This is a genomic window from Specibacter sp. NPDC078709, from assembly GCF_040686795.1.
Lineage (GTDB): Bacteria > Actinomycetota > Actinomycetes > Actinomycetales > Micrococcaceae > Specibacter.
This window is the reverse complement of record NZ_JBFBLU010000004.1, coordinates 61418-81771: the sequence shown is the minus strand read 5'-3', so window position 1 is coordinate 81771 and position 20354 is coordinate 61418. Positions and strand designations below refer to the sequence as shown.

The window sequence follows — 20354 nt, the reverse complement described above, 5'->3', positions numbered from 1 at the left end:
CGCTGGCAGAACCTTCCGGTGGCAGTAGTGGAGCTGGGTCAGTAACCTGTTGCTGGATTCTGCTCGATGTAGTTAATGATGAAGAAGCCATCGAAGGGCACTAGCTCTACGTACCAGCGGGTTGGCTTGGCCAGCCCCGCCCAGTCTGATGGATCTGCTGGCGCGCCTGGGGCCGGACGGTAGATAGCATCAAACTTCAGGAACGTTCCGTTCTCTGTGGCACTGGAGGAGATTTCCTTGAGCAGTTCAAAGCGTCCCTGATTCCCTTGACCTTCGGTGCTGGCATCTACGGCATTGCGCAGGGACTGGGCAGTGAGCTCCTGCTGCCCAGCGTAGTAGTTCTGCCATGCAACGTCGCTGTGCGTTGTGAAGATAGTTTGTGAGTAGGCAATCCGGCCCTGCTCGGCCAACCTATCCAAACATTCATCCGGCACGGTACCCGCCGTGTCGGCCCAGCCCCTGAGTACATCCGTTCCCGCATTCACCCATGAGCTGTAGGACTTCAAGACGTTGTCGATTGCTTCCGCGGGGCCGCCTTGCGGAATTCTTACCGCTTTGATCGAGTCTGCAGGCAGTATGGGACAGCTGGCGTCAAGGACTGATTCCGGAGATTGGCTTGCCGTGGGCAACGGCAACTGCGGGTCGGGAGTGCATCCGCCCAGTCCGCCCATCAGCGCAAGTCCGAGCGCCGCCGTCGTGATTGTCCTGCAGAATCTACCCACGATAATTCCCCCAATACTGTGCCGACTCGTTTGGTCGACGCGGACCAGTCTAGTGTCTGGAGGCAGCCTTAGACGACGGGATTCAGTGGCGCCGAACGCGCGGCTATAGATGCCAAATGTCCTGTCTCATCCGCGTTGAAGCACGGAAACCCCGCAGGCCGGCCGGCGGCCGTCGTCACGGAAGGGAAACCTCTACCGGGTGCAAGAAGCTGCTCAGGCGGTGCGCACGGACAGGTGCACGTCTACCGCAACTCCGAGTCCTTTGCCGAGGGTCTTTCGCAAGGCCAACCGGATGGGCATCGTGTGGATGCCACCGCCAACGGGCAACATGGAGGCGGGCAAATTGGAGGTATCTGTCAGGCTCGGGCTCCTGATGGAAGGAAGTAGGGGACGAGGATGCTCATTGAGACGCTTGTTCTAGCTTTCGTACAAATGTGGCGGCACCTTCACCTGAGAAATCTTCCTTATGGGCGGGGCGACCCGAGATAGCCATGAGAAGTGCCAACGAGGTTCCTTTGACCTCTGAGCCAGAACCGTGCTCAAACCCTGAATCGGACGCCTGCAGACGAAATCCAGCTGCGCGTTCCTTGCCACCGCCCATAGAACCGCCGGTTTTGAGTTGATATCGCAAGGCCGCGTCGATCGACTCACTCGGGTAGGAGCGCAAAAGCCCCAGGGGACGCCGAATGTCCTCACCATGCACGATTGCTTCGACGAGTCGAGTTGCTAGAGCAGCAGGCGGCGTCTTGGTCGCTTCGCGTACACGGCGGAACTCAGTCAGGGTCGATTCCGGGGTCGCGGCACGCTCCCTGGTGATGCCGTTTGCGTTGTCTTTGTCGAAATCGAACTTCGCGGCGATCAGCCGACGGAGAAAGCTGAGGCGGGTTGTCTTCGCGGAATCCACGAGATGAGCTACGACGTCGTGAATGTCCCAGCCGGGGCAGAGCGAGGGCTGGGCCCATTGCTCTGGGGTGAGCGACTCAAGTTCTCTAATGAGGGCATCGCGTTCGTTGTGAACGGCTGGCCACACTGCGGTCGAAGGTCGGGAAGGCATGGGTCAATGTAACCACGCTATACGACCGGCCAACTAGTACCGATACGCGACAGGGACGACCAATAGGTGTATCTCGCGGCAGTGGCTCAGCGTGCGCGATCGATAACAATGCCGGTGCCATCAGCCTGCACGGCAAAGTAGTCAGGTACACGGGTTGTCTGGGGGAGTGCTGCCGGAGGCAGTAATCCTAAAGGGTTGCGAGGCCACATCTGTTACGTCTAGAACAAAGTCGAATCGCATCAGCTGGTCACGTTCGCGCCAAGATCCGAATCCGACATGTCACTGGTTCGTGGCACACCACCACTGACCCGCAAAATCATGGTGTCCTTTGTAAGCTGCGGGACGTCGGATCGAGAGAAAGCGTTCGAAGGGGATCATCCACGAATCGGCAAGATGACTGGTGATAGGGCAGAGGAGAATTGCGTCACTTTAGATAAGCCAGGACAGCAGCGCCCCTTCCGGAGCCCAGATTCACTTTACTTGACATAATGTAGATTATCGGCGCAATATCACTATTTCTGAAAGTGGCAGATTTCAGGGGTTTCTGCCCTCTGGATGCCTATGTAGGAGAATCACAGCTCTACTGAGTGTGCGACAAAATTTCCTTGATGACCTCGGTCTTGGCGTCGGCGTAGACATTCATGTCAGCCCAGTCACGCCGTAGCAACATTTGCTTGGTTGACTCGTAGAGCCCTCGATCATTGTCGCTGCGACGGAGCTGGTCCCGGAACCGTAGCTTTTCTGCTGCATCCGGCTCACCGGCTTCGTTCACGTGAATGTGCACGTCCTTGGCGGGTGTCCTTAACAGGCGATGCCCTGGTTCTCGCACACGCAATTCGTATCCGGCAGAAATCAATTGCTTGACATAATGTTCCTCGTCTGTGATGTCAGGAACGGTGACCAGAATGTCGATAATGTCTTTTGCGGCTAAGCCAGGGACAGAGGTTGAGCCAACGTGGTCGATCGACACAAGATGCTCACCCAGCGAGGATTCAATCTTGTGCCGTTCTACCTCATAGCGGACCGGCCAAGACTGGTCATAGGGCAGGAGCTCGAGCTTGCGGTGTTCCACTCCCCCTACTAATTCCACGTCCGTGACGTCTTCCCGTTGTCTGGGGCGGACGGCGCGCATGAGTAGCCCCACGCCACCTAAGAATTCGGTCGTGTGGAATTTTGCGGCGGTCTCAACAGTACGAAATCCCCATCGTTCATGCAGGTCTATGGAGGCCAAATTAGCCGCATTCACAACGTAGCAAGCCACCGCAGCCCGCTCCCAGATCCAGGCTAACCGCGCTTGTGTCAGGGCAATACCAATCCCCCGCCGCCGCCATTCGGGCTTCACGCTGACTCCGCCCAAATAGTGCCCAGCCGGAGCCAACTCGTCCGCCTGCGCCCAAAAATGGGTCTTAGCCCAGCCAACAATGACCCCCTCAACACAGGCAACCACCACCAGCCGCGACTCATCCGAGATCGCCGCTGCGAGCGGGAGGAGGCCCACAGAATCCTGACCCGACTGCTCGTTGGTCTCAACTATTCGAGGGATATCGGCCACAACGGCTTGGCGAATGACCAGTTGCCCGGGCGCCAGCGCGTCACCGAGTGACTTCTCATCCGGTTCATAGTTGACGAAGTTTCCTTCGGGGCGGGGCATCTGACTCAAGGGTCCCTCAGGCGTCAACATAAGCCGCCAGATGCTGGCCTGTCAGCGTGTCTTTCGAGGCCACCAACGCAGCCGGCGTGCCCTCGAAAACCACTGTGCCGCCGTCGTGCCCGGCCCCAGGTCCAATATCAATAATCCAGTCCGCATGGGCCATCACGGCTTGGTGATGTTCAATCACAATCACCGATTTCCCTGACTCAACCAGCCGATCCAGCAGCCCCAGGAGCTTCTCGACGTCGGCCAAGTGCAGGCCTGTGGTTGGTTCGTCCAAAACGTAAATGCCGCCCTTCTCCCCCAGGTGCGTGGCCAGTTTGATGCGCTGGCGCTCACCGCCGGAGAGGGTTGTGAGCGGCTGACCCAGCTTGAGGTAACCAAGTCCGACGTCGGACAGGCGGCTGACGATCTTATCCGCGGCAGGTAGTTTAGCCTCCCCTTCGCGGAAATACTCCAGCGCCTGATCCACGGACATGTTCAGCACCTCGCTTATGTTTTTTCCGCCCAAATGGTATTCCAGGACGGCTGCTTGGAAGCGGCGCCCCTCGCACTCCTCGCAAACGGTGGAGACACCCGCCATCATGCCCAGATCCGTGTAGATGACCCCGGCACCGTTGCAGGTAGGGCAGGCACCCTCGGAATTGGCGCTGAACAAGGCCGGCTTGACGCCATTGGCCTTAGCGAAAGCCTTGCGGATGGGCTCCAGTAGGCCCGTGTAGGTGGCCGGATTACTGCGCCGAGATCCGCGGATGGCACCCTGATCTACGGTGACCACGCCTTCGCGCCCGGAAACGGAACCATGGATCAGCGAGCTCTTGCCGGAACCGGCCACGCCCGTGATCACCGTCAGCACGCCCAGCGGAATGTCGACGTTCACATTCTTCAAGTTGTTCTCATTGGCGCCGCGCACCTCGAGGGCAGCTGTTGGCGTCCGGAAAGAATCCTTAAGCGACGTCCGGTCATCGAGATGCTTGCCGGTCAGGGTGCCGCTGGCTCGCAGGCCAGCGATGGTGCCCTCGTAGACAACCTCCCCACCGGCGGAGCCAGCCAAGGGACCCAGATCCACCACGTGATCGGCAACGGTGATGGCTTCGGGCTTATGCTCAACGACCAATACCGTGTTGCCTTTGTCGCGCAACTGCAGCAGCAGCTGGTTCATTCGGGCAATGTCATGTGGGTGCAGACCGATGGTCGGCTCGTCAAAAACGTAGGTGATGTCGGTCAGCGATGACCCCAGATGGCGGATCATCTTGGTCCGCTGAGCCTCACCGCCGGACAGGGTGCCGGACGGGCGGTCCAGGGAAAGGTAGCCGAGTCCAATATCCACGAACGAATCCAGGGACTCCCCCAGCGATTCCAGCAGCGGACCCACCGACGGCTGATCTAAGGACCGCACCCACACGGCAAGATCGCTGATTTGCATGGCACACGCATCGGCGATGCTGACGCCGTCGATCATGGAATTGCGCGCATGCTCGGCCAAACGCGTTCCTTCGCACTCGGGGCAGGTGGTAAAGACGACGGCACGCTCCACGAAGGCGCGGATGTGTGGCTGCATGGCGTCCACGTCCTTGCTCAGCATGGATTTTTGCATCTTGGGAATGATGCCCTCGTAGGTCAGGTTGATGCCCTCAACCTTGATCTTGACCGGTTCCTTGTAGAGCAGATCGTGCAGTTCCTTTTTGGTGAACTTGCCGAGCTTCTTGTCCATGTCGAAGAATCCGGAGCCGGCAAAGATGCGCCCGTACCAGCCATCCATGCTGTAGTTGGGTACGGTGATGGCCCCCTCGGACAACGATTTTTCGGCGTCGAACAGCGCGGCTAAGTTGAAGTCGTTGACCTTGCCCATGCCCTCGCAGCGCGGACACATGCCGCCGGTGATGGAGAAGCTGCGGCGCTCCTTGACCTTCTCCCCCGCCCGCTCGATGGTCACGGCACCGGCACCGGAGATCGAGGCGACATTGAACGAATACGCCTGAGGAGAGCCAATGTGGGGCTGCGCCAGCCGGCTAAAGACGATCCGAAGCATGGCGTTGGCATCGGTTACTGTGCCCACGGTGGAGCGCGGATTGGCGCCCATCCGCTCCTGGTCGACCAAAATGGCCGTGGTCAGCCCCTCTAGGACGTCGACGTCGGGGCGCGCCAGTGTTGGCATGAAACCCTGGACAAACGCGCTGTAGGTTTCATTGATCATCCGCTGCGATTCGGCGGCGATAGTGCCGAAGACAAGCGAGCTTTTACCCGAACCGGAGACGCCTGTGAACACCGTGAGACGGCGCTTGGGAATCTCGACGCTGATGTTCTTGAGGTTGTTGACTCGAGCACCCTGCACACGGATCAAATCATGGGTGTCAGCGGAGTGCTTCTCGGCAGCCTGCGCTGTCAGGTCCTGGCTCATCCTGGCTCTTCTCTCTAGGGCTTCCCGCTTGCGCGGTCGCTGTCCACTGTAGCGCCAACGGCTACTTCCGGAGTGAGAATTCGTTCTTCAATCCTGCTCAATTACGCTACGGGCCGGAGTAACTCACTCCCCCACCTATGAGAATGCCCGGACCAAATTCTTGGCCCGGGCATTCTCATAATTCTTGATCCCTTGCTGGCTTCTGCCGACTGTTACGAAACGGGCTGCGCTTCGGCTGGCTTCTCGATAACGAACAGCTCGCAACGGGCGTTGTAGTACTTCTTCGTGGAGCCTTGGTGTTCCATGCCAATGCGGCGGCACACGCTCTGGGAAGCTTCGTTGGCGGGGTTGGTCACGGCCACTACTTGCTCCAAACCGGAGGCAAAGGCGTGCTCGAGCACTGCCGTAGCTGCCTCTGAGGCAAAGCCGCTCCCCCAATGATCCGGGTGGAAGTGCCAGCCAATTTCGACGTCGTCCGAGGCTTGCAGCGGTTCCTCGCCTGAAGCGGGAATCGGTTTGAGCAGCAGCGCACCCACGGGCAGGCCATCTTCTTTGCGTGTCACGGCCCAAATGCCGTGGACAGGGTGTTCTCCGACCTCCATGAAACGGCGGACTCGCTCCACCGCTTCGGAACGACTTTCCATCACGGCCGGCTCGGTCCCGATGAAGCGCTGAACCACCCAGCGGGAGTAAAGATCGAAGACAAAATCGACGTCGGATTCCTCCCAAGGGCGCAGGGCAAGGCGTTCGGTTTTGATGTGAACTGTCATAAAAGCATTATGCACGTTTCAATAGAGCGACGGGCTTGGCCCACGGATTCCCGGGCGAGCCCCGCCGTAACAAAAGTTTCCACGGGAGCCAGCTACGCCTCCTGGGAGTGCTATCCGTTGATGGATAAACCAGCAGCCGACCGGGAGATCCCCCAATAGCAGCGTTCGTGGGAGCTTCTCGGATATCAGCTCTTGTCTCCGCTCAGTTCTGCAGCCAAGTCTTTGACGCGGACGTGGATATCGTCGCGCACCAGCCGCATCCGCTCCATGCCGTCAATGCCACGTAGGGAGGGTTCATCGGTGTCCCAGTGACGCATCTCGATACCGGGGATTTGATCCACTACGGCTTCGCTACCGAGCGTGATGATGAGATCGACGTCGGCGAGCATCTCCGCGGTGATGGACTTGGTGTGTTCCCCGGAGATGTCGATCCCTAATTCTGCCAAGGATTCTACCGATTGGGCGTTGAGCACGGCGCCGGGTGTGGTCCCAGCCGTATAAACGGTAACGGTGCCTCCTGTGAGGTGGCGCATGAGTCCGCCGGCCATCTGGGACTTACCGCCGTTCTTCACACACACGAACAGGACTCCTGCATTGTTCCTCATCATAAGGGGATCTTCCTTCAGTCCGTGCCGGTCGAGGAGCGGCTCTGGGGTGGCGCAGCACGATGATGCTGGCTCGACTGCTTCCGTGGCGTCTGCAGCAGGAGTGTCGGCGCTGCCGCCGAGGCCTGTGGAGCAGACACCGGTTTCCGGCAGGTCAAGGTGGACCTGATTGGCTGCTTCCCGGTCTCCAGCCAAGGCAGCGACGATGGATCGGACTTGCTCATATCCAGTGGAGAGCAAGAAGGTAGGAGCGCGTCCGTAGGACTTCATCCCGGCAATGTAGAAGTCCCTATCCGGGTGGGCCAGGACACTCGCGCCGTGGGCTGGGACGGTGCCGCAAGAGTGGAATTCGGGATCGATCAAAGGGCCCAAGTCCCGAGGAGCTTCCACGATTGGATCAAGCTCCAAACGGATTTCACGCAAGATCTCCAGATCGGGCCGGAATCCGGTGGCGGGGATCAACAGGTCCACATCCAGTGTCACGTCCCCGTCCGGTGTTGTGCCGGTGACCGCCAAGCCATCACTAACGCTGAAGGAGGTGGTGGTGAAGGAAGTATGCAGTTCGATATGCCCATCCTCAACAAGGCCGCGAAGGCGCGTACCGAGTTGTCCGCGGGCTGGCAATCCGTCAAGGTCTCCTCCGCCGTAGAGACGCGAGGCGTCGGCGCCGCGGACTGCCCAGCTAACCCGGGTTCCTGGTTCATTTTTGACCAGCTGGCCCAGGGCGAGCAACGTATTTGCTGCTGAATGGCCAGCTCCGATGACCATGATGTGCTTGCCTGCGAACAGTGCACGGTCAGCTCCAGTGATATCCGGCAAGGGCTCAGTGATGAGTCCGGCCATCATGGCTTCAGCTTCACCCGGAGCTGGCAGCCCGGCCTGGCCGAGCGGGTTGGGGTGCGCCCAGGTGCCGGAAGTGTCCACCACTGCGCGCACCTGGTGATCGCGCACCGTCCCGTCGGCGGTTTCGACCCGCACTAAAAAGGGCCGCTCGTTGCGATCCCGGGAGTGCGATTTATCCATCCCGACCCGACTCACAGCCGTCACCTTGGCGGAGGTGCGCAGAGCAGCATTGATGGCAGGCACCGCAGCCAACGGCTTGAGGTACTTCTCCACGAGCTCGGCACCGTAGGGCAAGGAGGTGAGCCGGGGTTCACTCCAGCCGGTGGGTTCGAGCAGGCGGCGGGAGGCGGGATCAATATTGTGCCGCCACGGAGAAAACAATCGAATGTGTCCCCACTGGCGAATGGCCGAACCCACGTCCGCACCCTTTTCAAAGATGATAGGCGTGATGCCGCGTTCGATCAGGTTCGCTGCCGTGGCCAGACCCACCGGGCCTGCACCGATGATGGCAACTGGTAGATCATTTCGTCGTTCCGTCATGTCCGTGGTCCTCCTCAAGCGTTTCACTGCGAGTTGTGTGAGTGTGGGGTTAGCTGGCCAGAAGCTCGGCGATGAGGGTCTGGATGCGGGCCTTGATGTCATCGCGGATGGGACGGACAGAGTCAACACCTTGCCCGGCTGGGTCCTCAAGTTCCCAGTCTTCGTAGCGCTTTCCCGGGAAGATCGGGCAGCTATCGCCGCAACCCATGGTGATCACGACGTCGGACTCCCGGACAGCGTCCGTGGTGAGGACCTTGGGGATCTCAGTGGACATGTCGATGCCCTCCTCTGCCATCGCGGCCACGGCTGCGGGGTTGACCGAATCAGCTGGTGCGGATCCATCGGAGCGGACCTCTATGGCCCCGTCGGAGAGGGAGGTGAGATAGGCGGCGGCCATCTGGGAGCGTCCGGCGTTGTGCACGCAGACGAACAGAACGGAGGGCTTCTTAGTGGTTTCGGTGATGCTCATGGATCGACGCTCCTTGAAGTAAATGTAGGGATGGCGGGGCAAACAGATCGCGGTTAGTGGGTGAAGAATCGTTTGCGTGCCCACAGGGCCACATAGACCAAAGCGACCAGCACGGGGACTTCAATCAGTGGGCCGACAACACCCGCCAGAGCTTGGCCACTGGTGACGCCAAAGGTCCCGATCGCCACAGCTATGGCGAGCTCGAAGTTATTTCCGGAGGCAGTGAACGCCAGCGTGGTGGTTTTCGCGTAGCCGAGGTTGAGGGCTCTGCCAATCACCATGCTGACTCCGAAGACGACGATGAAGTAGACCAGCAGCGGTAACGCGATTCGGGCTACGTCCAGCGGATTGGAGGTGATGGAATCGCCTTGGAGTGCGAACAGCAGCACGATCGTGAACAGGAGCCCGTAGAGGGCCCAAGGCCCAAGCTTGGGCAGGAATTTTCCTTCGTACCAGTCACGACCCTTGGCCTTTTCGCCAAGGGTGCGGGTCAGGTAACCCGCCAACAACGGTATGCCGAGGAAAATCAGCACCGAGGCGGTGATGACCCAAAAGGAGAAGTCAGCAGACGTCGTCGGAAGTCCCAACAAGCCGGGCAGCACCTGAAGATAGAACCAGCCCAGTGCGCCGAAAGCGAAGACCTGAAACACGGAGTTGATCAGCACCAGCACCGTGGCTGCCTCGCGGTCGCCGCAGGCCAAGTCATTCCAGATCATGACCATGGCAATACAGCGTGCCAGACCAACAATGATCAGCCCCGTGCGGTACTCGGGCAGATCCGGAACAAAGATCCAGGCCAGGGCAAACATGAATGCCGGAGCCGCTACCCAGTTGATGATCAACGAGGTGATCAGCAACGTCCGGTCCGCCAGCACTTTGCCGGTTTCGTTGTAGCGAACCTTCGCCAGCACCGGGTACATCATGACCAACAGACCAATGGCAATAGGCAGCGAGACACTGCCAATCTTCACTGCGTCCAAGGCAGTGTTCAGGCCCGGAACAAACTTGCCCAGCAACAGACCAATGGCCATGGCAGCGATAATCCACACCGGCAGGAACCGGTCCAAGGTGGAGAGCTTAGCGACCACGACAGCCTCGCCAGCGATGGGTGGTGTCCTGATCTGGGTACTCACAAGGGTCCTTGCCGATTCTGCATTAGATTGACGGTTGTCGATATAGAAAGTATCGACCGCTATATCGATAAATGTCAATCTAAGGGCATAATGGGTGCATGACCACTGCATTAACGCTGAAGACAGATACTGCTCAGCTCTGTTGCGAGCCCGGCGGCCAACCCGCGCTGTCCTCTGCGGCGGCGCAGGAATCTGCCCGGATCCTCAAGGCTCTCTCTGATCCAAATCGCCTGCGGCTGCTCTCCATTGTCAAAGCGGGCGACGGCGGCGAAGCCTGCGTATGTGACCTCACCGAACCGCTGGACTTGGGCCAACCCACCGTCTCGCACCACTTGAAAATTCTGGTGGATGCAGGCCTTTTGGAGCGGGAAAAGCGCGGCACATGGGCCTACTACTCTCTGGTTCCAGGCGCACTCGAGCGGGCTGCCGCGCTTATCACCGGACTGTAACCGCTCACCCGGGTTCAGCTCCAGAGGGCCCGGTCTTAGATGCGTTGACGCTATCGAGATGTTGACGCTACCGGGATACCGTGCGGCGAGCTCCATGTCGCCGGTGATCTCAATATTGGTGTCCCGCCATGCTGAGCGTTTCGTTCCCCAATCGGGAAATATGATGGCCCTGTGCCGTGATGCGGGCTGCAGGCGTACGGGCCCGTGAGCGAACGGACGAATCCGAGCATCACCTCACGCTCGACCCACGAGCCTAAGCATCCAGAAGCTGACGCAACACGTACTGCAGGATGCCCCCGTGAACGTAATACGCTTCCTCGGCGGGAGTGTCGATGCGCAGGGTGGTCGCGATTTCTCGGGTGGCTCCCCCGGATTCAACCCTGACAATCACCTCGCGCGGGAGCGGGTTCGCCCCGGCAAGGCCCACGATGGAGTACGTTTCAAAGCCCGTCAACCCCAGCGATGTGGCAGATTCGCCGTCCTTGAACTGCAGCGGCAGCACGCCCATGCCAATCAGGTTGGAGCGGTGGATGCGCTCAAACGAGGTGGCCAGCACCGCCCTGACGCCCAGCAGCATGGTGCCCTTGGCCGCCCAGTCGCGGGAAGAGCCCGAGCCGTAGTCGGTGCCGGCGATGACCACCAGCGGCGTGCCCGCAGCCAGGTACGCGGTGGAGGCGTCGAAGATCGTCTCCACCTCCCCCTCGGCAGAGCGCTTGGTAAAGCCGCCCTCCACGCCTGGCACCAGCTGGTTGCGCAGCCGGATGTTGGCGAAGGTGCCGCGGATCATCACGTTGTGGTTTCCACGGCGGGAGCCGTAGGAGTTGAAGTCGGCCCGGGCCACGCCGTTCTCCAGCAGATATTCACCTGCCGGAGACGACGCACGGATATTGCCGGCCGGGGAGATGTGGTCGGTGGTGACCGAATCTCCCAGCAGCGCCAGCACGCGGGCACCCTCAATGTCGGTGACGGGCGCCGGTTCGCGCTCCATGCCGTCAAAGTAGGGTGGCTTGCGCACATACGTGGAGTCGTCGGACCAGGCGAACATGTCGCCCTCGGGCACCTCCATGCCACGCCAGTTCTCATCGCCGTGGTAGACATCCGCGTAGCCGTCCGTGAACATGTGCGCCTCGAGGCTGGCGTCAACCACTTCCTTGATCTCCGCCGTCGTGGGCCAAAGGTCCTTCAGAAACACCGGTTCCCCGGCGGCGGAGGTGCCCAAGGGGTCCCGGAGCAGATCCACGTGCATGCTGCCTGCGAGCGCGTACGCGATGACCAGGGGCGGGGAGGCGAGGAAGTTCATCTTGACTTCGGGGTGGATGCGGCCCTCGAAGTTGCGGTTGCCGGAGAGCACGGCGGAGACGTTCAGGTCATTGCCATTGACGGCGGCGCTGACCTCGGGGATGAGCGGGCCGGAGTTGCCGATGCAGGTGGTGCAGCCGTAACCCACCAGGCTGAAGCCGATCTTGTCCAAATATGGGCTGAGCCCGGCCCGGTCGAGGTAGTCGGTGACGACGCGTGAGCCCGGGGCCAGTGTGGTCTTGACCCAGGGCTTGCGGTCCAGGCCCAGCTCCACAGCCTTCTTCGCCAGCAGCCCTGCTCCGATCATGACCGACGGGTTGGAGGTGTTGGTGCAGGAGGTGATGGCGGCGATGACTATGTCGCCGTGGTCCAGGCTCATCTGTGCCCCGTCAAGGATGAACGACGCCGGGTCGCTGGGCCAGTCGAGCCCGTCACCTGCGTCTTCATCACCGCTGTCCGCGTAGACGTGCGGTGGCTCGTCGCGCGGGATTCGGGAGCTGATGGCCACGGGGTCACTCGCCGGGAAGGACTCATCCCCGGCATCGTCGAGCCCGCCGGCCATGACGGCAACATCCTGGCTCTCCCCTGCGAGCAGTCCTCGGACCGCACGGGTGGCGCTGCGCAGCGGGATCCTATCCTGCGGGCGCTTGGGCCCGGCGATGGAGGTCTCCACCGTGGAGAGATCTAGTTCCACGATCTGGGAGTAGTCCGGGGTGTGGTTGGGGTCGTGCCAGATCCCCTGCTCCTTGGCGTAGGCCTCCACCAGTGCGATCTGGTGTTCGGAGCGGCCGGTGAGGCGCATGTAGCCCAGGGTTTCCTGGTCGATCGGGAAGATGGCGCAGGTTGAGCCGTACTCGGGGCTCATATTGCCCAGGGTGGCACGGTTGGCCAACGGCACATTGGCAACGCCGGGGCCGAAGAAGTCCACGAACTTCCCCACCACCCGCGTCTTGCGCAGCAGTTCGGCGACGGTCAGGACCAGGTCGGTGGCGGTGGTGCCCTCTGGCAGCTCACCGGTGAGCTTGAAGCCCACCACCTGTGGGACCAGCATGCTCATCGGCTGGCCCAACATGGCAGCCTCAGCCTCAATGCCACCCACACCCCAGCCCAACACGCCCAAGCCATTCACCATGGGTGTGTGCGAGTCAGTGCCCACGAGAGTGTCGGGATAAGCCTGCGCCACGCCGTCGACCGTTCTTGTGAAGACCACCCGGGAGAGGTACTCAAGGTTGACCTGGTGGCAGATGCCGGTGTCTGGCGGAACCACCAGGAAGTCGGCGAACGATTGCTGGGCCCAGCGCAGCAGCTCATACCGTTCCTTGTTGCGGTGGAATTCAAACTCGGAGTTGCGGGTCACAGCGTCGGGCCGGTTGAAAACATCGGCAATGACGGAGTGGTCAATGACCAGCTCCCCGGGAATGAGCGGGTTAATCTTGGTGGGATCCCCGCCCAAATCAGCCATGGCGTCGCGCATGGCCACCAGATCAACCACGCAGGGGACACCGGTGAAGTCCTGCATCAACACGCGCGCCGGGGTGTACTGGATCTCCTTGCTGGCCTCAGCTGCAGGGTCCCACTCCCCCACGGCACGCACCTGATCCGCGGTGACCAGGCGCCCATCCTCATTGCGGAGCAGGTTCTCCAGCAGGATCTTCAGGCTGTACGGCAGCCGTTCCGACCCCGGCACGGCATCAAGCCGGTAAATCTCATAGCGCTCGCCGTCAACCACGAGCTCACTGCGCGCATCGAAACTATTCGAAGACATGTCTATCCCCTTAGTCGAACCAACCCTTTATGCCACCATGGCCCCGAATAGCGCAGAAGGCAAGAGTGCAGCGAGTCTCCTTAGCCGCTCTCACGAGTCCCTGTCGGGATCTGCAGCATCGTCTGCGTGGTTCTTCAGCGTGGGCGCAGGCCCACTCGGCTGCGCGGGCACGTCACTGCGGGCTTGACCGTCCTTCATGAAAGTGATCCGGATGTCGCTGCCCCACTCGAGGAACGACCCCACCGAAGGGTCTTGGGCGGTCACCCAGAACAGCCCGGGCCATGTGCGCGAATGGAGCCCCTGCCCGTCAGGATCACCGCTGGAGAGAAGCAGCCCAAGGTTCGCCGCCATCTCTTCTGCAATATGCACAGGCTGACCCACGAGATCAGGAACAGCCACCGTTCTGCGTTGAACCATCTGCGCATCTCCCATCGGTCATAACAGCGAGCACGGTGAACCCGGTCCTTAGCTTCCCCCAGAATAGCCCCGGTGGGTTGGGTAGGGCCCTGCGGCGAGTCATGGGCCGCGCACCCTAAAGGCACGCGCATCACTCATTGCTTGGCACAATAGGAACGGGGATCGACACAGGGCCTCCTCATTGGCAGAGACATCAGCAGAGACAATCATCAGACCCAGGAGCGCGCGGCATGACAGTGCACGGTACGGATATGCAGGGTTTCACCTTGTTAGAGAGCAATGAATTCGATGCAGCCGGGGTAGGTAGGGTAGCCGGGGTTGTCGGGGGCGGCAATGTCTGAGCCACTGACCATCGATGACTCCTACCTGCGCGCCACCGTTGCCGCCATCCTGGCCGCCGATGAACTGCCCGCCATAGTGCAGGCCGGCCACCCCGTACTACGCGCCCGGGCCCTACCCTTCACCGGCCAACTCACTGCGACGGAACTGGCCCAGCTTATCGAGATCATGACGGCCACCATGCACGCAGCGCCGGGCGTGGGACTGGCCGCCCCGCAAATCGGCATTCCACTGCAACTCGCCGTGCTCGAAGATATGTTCGAAGTTTCTCCTGAGAACGCCGCTGCCCGCGATCGCGAACCTTTGGAACACTTCACGATCATCAACCCGCACTACGAGCCACTGGGCCCGAAGCTGGCCTCGCATTATGAGGGCTGCCTGTCCATGTCAGGCTGGCAGGCGGTTGTTGACCGGCCCGCCGCCGTTGCCTTGAGGTACGACGACGAACACGGCACCGCGCGCACCCGCCAGTTCTCGGGGTGGCAGGCACGCATTGTCCAGCACGAGGCCGACCACTTGTTCGGCACCCTCTATATAGACAAGGCCCACACGCGTTCACTGGCCAGTAACGCACAGTACAGCGAGCACTGGGCTAATCCCGACATTGTCGCCGCGAAGGCGGGCCTTCGCTTCTGAGTTGGTGACCCGCAGCTGTCCAGCCTCAACTGCTCTGCCTGCGAGCGCCTAAGATGATTGCATGGAAATCTCTGCTGTCAATGCCCTGTTGTGCCCTCATTGCGGATCGGAGTTCTCCACCCCGGCCGCTGGCGCTGCGTCTCTGGCATGCACTGCCGGTCACAGCTTTGACATTGCCCGGCAGGGATATCTGAACTTACTGACAGGTCACGGGACCAAATTTGTCCCCGATACAGCAGCAATGGTCTCCGCCCGCGATTCCTTCCTTGACGCCGGGCACTATGAACCGCTTGCCTTAGCGCTCGCAGAGAAGGTTAAGGAACTCATAGCTGGCGCAGGCCTAAATGCCGTTCCCCTGATTGTCGACGCCGGCACCGGCACCGGCTACTACCTCCAGCATGTACTGGCCGGATGTAATGAGGGCCACGGGGAGACCCAGGATCCTGGGATGGCGCCTGCGGTGACTGCCGTGGGTATGGACATCTCCAAGTTCGCGCTACGCCGGGCGGCCCGGCGCAACCCGGCCGCCTTGAACATTGTGTGGGACCTGTGGCGTGAGCTACCGCTGGGAGCCGGCACGGCCGACGTCGTACTTGTGGTCTTTGCGCCGCGCAACGCCAGCGAATTTGCGCGCATCCTCAAACCGGGCGGCACCCTCATCGTGGTCACCCCGCTGGCGAGCCACCTGGCCGAGATTGCCCAAGAGGCCGGCCTGCTGGGCATTCAAGAGGACAAGGAAGCTGCGCTGAAGCATTCCCTTGAGGACCACTTCACACCGGCGGGTAGTCGCGAGCTACTGGTACCTCTGCGTCTTGGGCCAGCAGACATTGGCAACGTTGCCCTCATGGGACCGGCTGGTCATCACCTGGACGAAGTTGAGCTCGGCGAGCGTCTGGCTCAGCTACCTGTTACCACTGAAGCAACGGCTGCGTTCCGGATTTCTACCTTCACGGCCCGCCAGCACTAGAGTTCCGGCTCTAACGGTGAGGCTCTGGCAGCTCTACCTTGACGGCGCGCTGGCTCTTAGCGTGCAGGTCCACTCGCAGCCAGCGCAGCGTCACCTGAGTCAACGGGCCCACACCCAAGGCGAAGGCAGCGGTGCCGGCACCCACTACGCCACCTAGCAGGAAGCCAACCACCACAACTGTCAGCTCGATACCGGTGCGGATGAGCCACACAGGGCGACCGGTGACGCGCACCAGCCCGGTCATCAGACCGTCACGTGGCCCCGGACCCAGACCAGCACCAATGTACAGCGCTGTTGCGAAAGCGAGCATGAACAAACCTGCGGCAAAGGACAAGGTCTGCAGGGCGAGGTGGTCGGCCTGCGGAATCAGGGCTAGCCCCACATCAGCAAAGACGCCCACCAGGATGGCGTTGGCGATGGTGCCTATTCCCGGACGCTGCCTCAGCGGTATCCAGAACAGCAGCACCACAGCGCTGATAATGATGGTGCACAGCCCAAAGGAAATACCCACTGTGCGAGACAGTCCCTGGGCGAAGACGTCCCATGGTGAGGCGCCAATGTTTCCTCTGATCATCAACGCGATGGCAATGCCGTACAGGACGAGCCCTACGAAGAGTCGAACGAACCGCACGGAGAGGTTTTGGGTGGTGATCACAGACGTGAAGAACTGGCGCATGAGTCCATCATTAGTGAAAGTGGCCTTACAACATAGATCCAATTCAACTAATGTGGCCCTATGAACACTTTTGTCACTGGACGCAGGCTGGCGCGCGAACTCGGTGAATGGCGCAGTAATGCCCCCGCCTACCGGTCCCTCGCCGAACGCATCAGGGTCCTTTTGATGGATGGGCGGCTCTCCAGTGGCGCCAAGCTCCCTGCCGAACGCGAACTGAGCCAGGCCCTAGACCTAAGCCGAACCACCGTCGCGGCCGCATACTCAAAGCTGCGCGAGGACGGCTTTGTGGACAGTGTCCGTGGATCTGGCAGCACCCTGCGCTTGCCCGGCCGCGAACGCGGCGAACACAGCCTGCACCCCGGCATCGCCTTGGACTTCACGAAGGCCACAACACCCGCCTATCCCGGCCTCCAATCCGCCTACGCCACGGCACTGAGCGAACTGCCCTGCTACCTCTCCCACGACGGCTTTGACATGGTGGGCCTGCCGGATCTGCGCGAAGCCATCGCGCAAAGCTTTAGCGATCGAGGACTGCCCACCAGCGCAGATCAAATCATGGTCACAGTAGGCGCTCAACATGCATTGAATCTCGTGGCGAAGACCCTGTACTCCCCCGGAGAACGCATCCTCGTTGAACAGCCCACCTACCCCCACGCCCTAGACACCTTCACCTCCTTGGGCGCTCGCATTCTGGCATTTCCGGTACGACAGGAAACTGGCTGGGATTTGCAGCAAGCACTCTTGCAAATTCGCCGCGCCGCCCCCAGCATGGCCTACCTGATGCCGGACTTCCACAACCCCACCGGGTTGAGCATGTCAGTGGCCGACCGCGAATATTTGGCCGCAGCAGCTGACAGGGAAGGAACGGTCTTGGTAGTGGATGAAACCACGGCTCTGCTGGACATCAACCGTGGTCCACTTCCACCCATGGCATCCTTCTCCCCCAACATCATCACGTTGGGGTCCTTGGGAAAGATCGCGTGGGGCGGGCTGCGGATCGGTTGGATCAGAAGCTCTCGGGAAATGCAGGCTCGACTCCTACGCAACCGTCCCGCCGTCGATCTTGGCACCCCGCTGATGGAACAGCTGGCAGCCCTTGCCCTCATGAACGATCTGCCGTCCATGGCTGCAAGTCGCAGCCTAGACTTGCGGCGCGGCCGCGACACGCTGGTGCAATTGCTCCGTGAGTACATGCCGCAATGGCAGGTGGACGTCCCTGAAGGCGGCCTGTCTTTGTGGATCAACACCGAAACCATGTCCAGCTCCGCGCTGGCTCTCACCGCCCGTGCGCAAGGGCTGGGTCTGGTGCCCGGACCCCGGTTCGGCATTGACGGTGCCTTTGAGCGGCATTTGCGGCTGCCCTTTTGCTATAGCAACGAGCAATTACGTGACGGTGTGCAGATCCTGAGCTCGCTGTCTGGACAGGTTGGTTCGGAACCGCCAAGAATGCCCCTTCAAGCAGTAATTTAGCCGGAAGTTTTCAGCTCAACGTAGTAGGGTCATAGATACGAAATAAGTCCTAAGGGGGACTCAATGCTCGAATGGATCAATGACTTCGGCTGGATCATCTGGCTGACGGTTTTCCTGCTTCTGGCTGTCGCTGAAATGCTGACGTTGAATCTGTATTTCATCTTGATGTCCGTAGGAGCACTCGCCGCACTTGTGGCATTCCTGTTTGGCGCTGAGCTCTGGTTGCAGATTGTCATCTTCTGCGTCGTTGCCCTGGCCACAACAGTTCTCATTAGGCCGCTGGCCATGAGCCACCTGCATCGTGGCCCCGCCGATCAACTCTCCAACGTAGAGCGCCTCATTGGTCACTCTGCGGTAGTCCTGGAAACAGTTGGTACCGGCGGCGGACTGGTCAAAATTGGTGGAGACATCTGGACTGCCAGGATTTCCGGGGGTGGCGATATTCCTGTGGGCGCCACGGTTGAAGTTGCCGCCATTGACGGGGCAACAGCCATCATCAAACACCCGTCCACGCACAAGGCCAGTGGAACACCCGGGACACCAGCAACAACAGCCTAAGCACTTCATGCGCTGGGTACACCGCGGCTGCGCGGTGTACCCATGCGCAGATACACGATTCTTAACATAGAAAAGAGGGGATTTGATGGGAGACGGAGCCGGCGCAATAGTGTGGCTGTTTGTAATTCTTGTCCTACTGATATTTGTCGTCATTGTCCTGGTGCGCTCGGTGCGCATCATTCCGCAGGCTCGCGCCGGTGTGGTGGAGCGTCTGGGTAAGTACCAGCGCACACTCAATCCTGGCCTGACCATTTTGATCCCGTTTGTGGATCGTCTGTTGCCGCTGCTGGATCTGCGTGAGCAAGTTGTATCGTTCCCGCCGCAGCCGGTTATTACCGAAGACAACCTGGTGGTCTCCATTGACACCGTGGTCTACTTCCAGGTCACCGATCCCCGTGCGGCAACGTACGAGATCGCCAACTACATCCAAGCTGTTGAGCAGCTGACCACCACCACCTTGCGTAACGTTGTGGGTGGCTTGAACTTGGAAGAGGCGCTGACCTCACGTGACCAGATCAACGGTCAGCTCCGTGGCGTGCTCGATGAGGCCACCGGCCGCTGGGGAATCCGCGTTAGTCGTGTTGAGCTCAAGGCCATTGATCCGCCCCTGTCTATCCAGGACTCGATGGAGAAGCAGATGCGCGCAGAGCGTGACCGCCGTGCAGCTATTCTGACCGCGGAAGGCACCAAGCAGTCAGCTATTTTGACTGCTGAAGGTGAACGCCAGTCCTCTATCTTGAAGGCGGAGGGTGACGCTAAAGCGGCCATCTTGCGTGCCGATGGTGAATCTCAGGCCATCCAGAAGGTCTTCTCAGCTATCCACAAGGGCAACCCGACGCAGAAACTGCTGGCCTACCAGTACCTGCAGACACTGCCCAAGATCGCTTCCGGAACCTCCAACAAGCTGTGGATCATCCCCAGTGAAGTGGGCGAGGCATTGAAGGGAATCGGCAACGTTTTGGGGACCAGTTCACCTGACTCGGACGAGACGCACGATCCTCTCGCAGGCGCCGGGCAATAACCCGGCACCTGCCAACACCACCAACTGCATAGTCCACGCGGCCAATCACGTATAATGGGTGATTGGCCGCGTGGCGTTTGCCCGGCCGGAGTTTTAGCATCACAGATGTCAGGGCAGGAACAACTGGCGGATGTGGCGCGTTGAAACAACAGTAATCAATTTGAGGGAGAAGTCATGAGCGATCGCAGCTTGCGTGGCATGCGTCTGGGCGCACAAAGCATGGAAACTGAATCAGGTGTGGAGCCGGCTCCCCGCCAGCGTGTGGAGTACCGCTGCGCCGATGGCGAGCAGGTGTTCGTCACATTCTCATCCGAGGCTGAAATCCCGGCCACGTGGATGTCCAAAACCGGCAAGGAAGCCCTGCTGGTCAACGGCGAGGCCCCCGATACCTCCAACGACAAGCCTGTCCGCACCCACTGGGACATGCTGCTGGAACGCCGCAGCCTTCCCGAGCTGGAAGTGATCTTGGCCGACCGACTGACCGTCCTGCGCGAAAAGCGCGGCGAAAAAGTCTAAGCGAAACAGTTCAGGCATGAGCTTTAGACCATACGGTTTAGCTCATACGGTTT

Annotated in this window: 18 protein-coding genes; 7 read left to right on the top strand and 11 right to left on the bottom strand. The window is 60.5% G+C overall.

Annotated elements, in window-relative coordinates; translation table 11 throughout:
- Positions 1-38 precede the first annotated feature (38 nt).
- The 8 genes from AB0P14_RS09030 to arsB all read right to left on the bottom strand — a co-directional run bounded on the left by AB0P14_RS09030 (position 39) and on the right by arsB (position 10188).
- Positions 39-485 carry a hypothetical protein gene (locus tag AB0P14_RS09030; RefSeq protein ID WP_363840677.1) on the bottom strand — a complete coding sequence of 149 codons (447 nt, stop codon included), beginning with the start codon at positions 483-485 and terminating at the stop codon, positions 39-41.
- A gap of 637 nt (positions 486-1122) precedes the next feature.
- Positions 1123-1776: a maleylpyruvate isomerase family mycothiol-dependent enzyme gene (locus AB0P14_RS09025; protein WP_363840674.1), complete on the bottom strand. Its 654-nt coding sequence runs from the start codon at positions 1774-1776 to the stop codon at positions 1123-1125.
- A gap of 580 nt (positions 1777-2356) precedes the next feature.
- On the bottom strand, positions 2357-3427 hold the full coding sequence (locus tag AB0P14_RS09020; RefSeq protein WP_363841423.1) for a bifunctional GNAT family N-acetyltransferase/GrpB family protein: 1071 nt from the start codon (positions 3425-3427) through the stop codon (positions 2357-2359).
- Positions 3428-3443: 16 nt separating this feature from the next.
- Complete coding sequence (locus tag AB0P14_RS09015) at positions 3444-5828, bottom strand: excinuclease ABC subunit UvrA (protein ID WP_363840671.1); 2385 nt, start codon at positions 5826-5828, stop codon at positions 3444-3446.
- 212 nt (positions 5829-6040) lie between these two features.
- A complete protein-coding gene (locus AB0P14_RS09010; protein ID WP_363840668.1) occupies positions 6041-6598 on the bottom strand; it encodes a GNAT family N-acetyltransferase in 558 nt (185 codons plus the stop codon).
- A gap of 185 nt (positions 6599-6783) precedes the next feature.
- On the bottom strand, positions 6784-8586 hold the full coding sequence (locus tag AB0P14_RS09005) for an FAD-dependent oxidoreductase (protein WP_363840665.1): 1803 nt from the start codon (positions 8584-8586) through the stop codon (positions 6784-6786).
- Positions 8587-8635: 49 nt separating this feature from the next.
- A complete protein-coding gene (locus AB0P14_RS09000; RefSeq protein WP_363840662.1) occupies positions 8636-9055 on the bottom strand; it encodes an arsenate reductase ArsC in 420 nt (139 codons plus the stop codon).
- 53 nt (positions 9056-9108) lie between these two features.
- Positions 9109-10188 (bottom strand): ACR3 family arsenite efflux transporter, encoded by a 1080-nt coding sequence (gene arsB / locus AB0P14_RS08995; protein WP_363840659.1) that lies wholly within the window; start codon positions 10186-10188, stop codon positions 9109-9111.
- A 98-nt stretch (positions 10189-10286) separates the two neighbouring features.
- Between arsB and AB0P14_RS08990 the strand changes: the two genes are divergently transcribed.
- Complete coding sequence (locus AB0P14_RS08990) at positions 10287-10637, top strand: metalloregulator ArsR/SmtB family transcription factor (RefSeq protein ID WP_363840656.1); 351 nt, start codon at positions 10287-10289, stop codon at positions 10635-10637.
- A gap of 253 nt (positions 10638-10890) precedes the next feature.
- Here the strand turns inward: AB0P14_RS08990 and AB0P14_RS08985 are convergent, their stop codons facing one another.
- A complete protein-coding gene (locus AB0P14_RS08985) occupies positions 10891-13701 on the bottom strand; it encodes an aconitate hydratase (RefSeq protein WP_363840653.1) in 2811 nt (936 codons plus the stop codon).
- Between the two features lie 90 nt (positions 13702-13791).
- A complete protein-coding gene (locus AB0P14_RS08980) occupies positions 13792-14118 on the bottom strand; it encodes a PASTA domain-containing protein (RefSeq protein ID WP_363840650.1) in 327 nt (108 codons plus the stop codon).
- A gap of 333 nt (positions 14119-14451) precedes the next feature.
- Here AB0P14_RS08980 and AB0P14_RS08975 point away from each other — a divergent pair, with 333 nt between their 5' ends.
- Together AB0P14_RS08975 and AB0P14_RS08970 are read left to right on the top strand one after the other, a co-directional pair.
- Positions 14452-15093 carry a peptide deformylase gene (locus tag AB0P14_RS08975; protein WP_363840647.1) on the top strand — a complete coding sequence of 214 codons (642 nt, stop codon included), beginning with the start codon at positions 14452-14454 and terminating at the stop codon, positions 15091-15093.
- Positions 15094-15154: 61 nt separating this feature from the next.
- Positions 15155-16060, top strand: a complete 906-nt coding sequence (locus tag AB0P14_RS08970; RefSeq protein WP_363840644.1) for a putative RNA methyltransferase — start codon at positions 15155-15157, stop codon at positions 16058-16060.
- A gap of 10 nt (positions 16061-16070) precedes the next feature.
- Here AB0P14_RS08970 and AB0P14_RS08965 read toward each other — a convergent pair whose 3' ends face one another.
- Positions 16071-16736, bottom strand: coding sequence for a hypothetical protein (locus AB0P14_RS08965; protein WP_363840641.1), 666 nt, complete (start codon positions 16734-16736; stop codon positions 16071-16073).
- A gap of 60 nt (positions 16737-16796) precedes the next feature.
- Between AB0P14_RS08965 and AB0P14_RS08960 the strand changes: the two genes are divergently transcribed.
- The 4 genes from AB0P14_RS08960 (at position 16797) to AB0P14_RS08945 (ending at position 20301) form a co-directional block, all read left to right on the top strand.
- Positions 16797-18206 carry a PLP-dependent aminotransferase family protein gene (locus AB0P14_RS08960; RefSeq protein ID WP_363840638.1) on the top strand — a complete coding sequence of 470 codons (1410 nt, stop codon included), beginning with the start codon at positions 16797-16799 and terminating at the stop codon, positions 18204-18206.
- A gap of 63 nt (positions 18207-18269) precedes the next feature.
- On the top strand, positions 18270-18764 hold the full coding sequence (locus tag AB0P14_RS08955) for an NfeD family protein (protein ID WP_363840635.1): 495 nt from the start codon (positions 18270-18272) through the stop codon (positions 18762-18764).
- Between the two features lie 85 nt (positions 18765-18849).
- Positions 18850-19785, top strand: a complete 936-nt coding sequence (locus tag AB0P14_RS08950) for an SPFH domain-containing protein (RefSeq protein WP_363840632.1) — start codon at positions 18850-18852, stop codon at positions 19783-19785.
- A gap of 174 nt (positions 19786-19959) precedes the next feature.
- Complete coding sequence (locus AB0P14_RS08945) at positions 19960-20301, top strand: RNA polymerase-binding protein RbpA (RefSeq protein WP_363840630.1); 342 nt, start codon at positions 19960-19962, stop codon at positions 20299-20301.
- Positions 20302-20354: the final 53 nt, after the last annotated feature.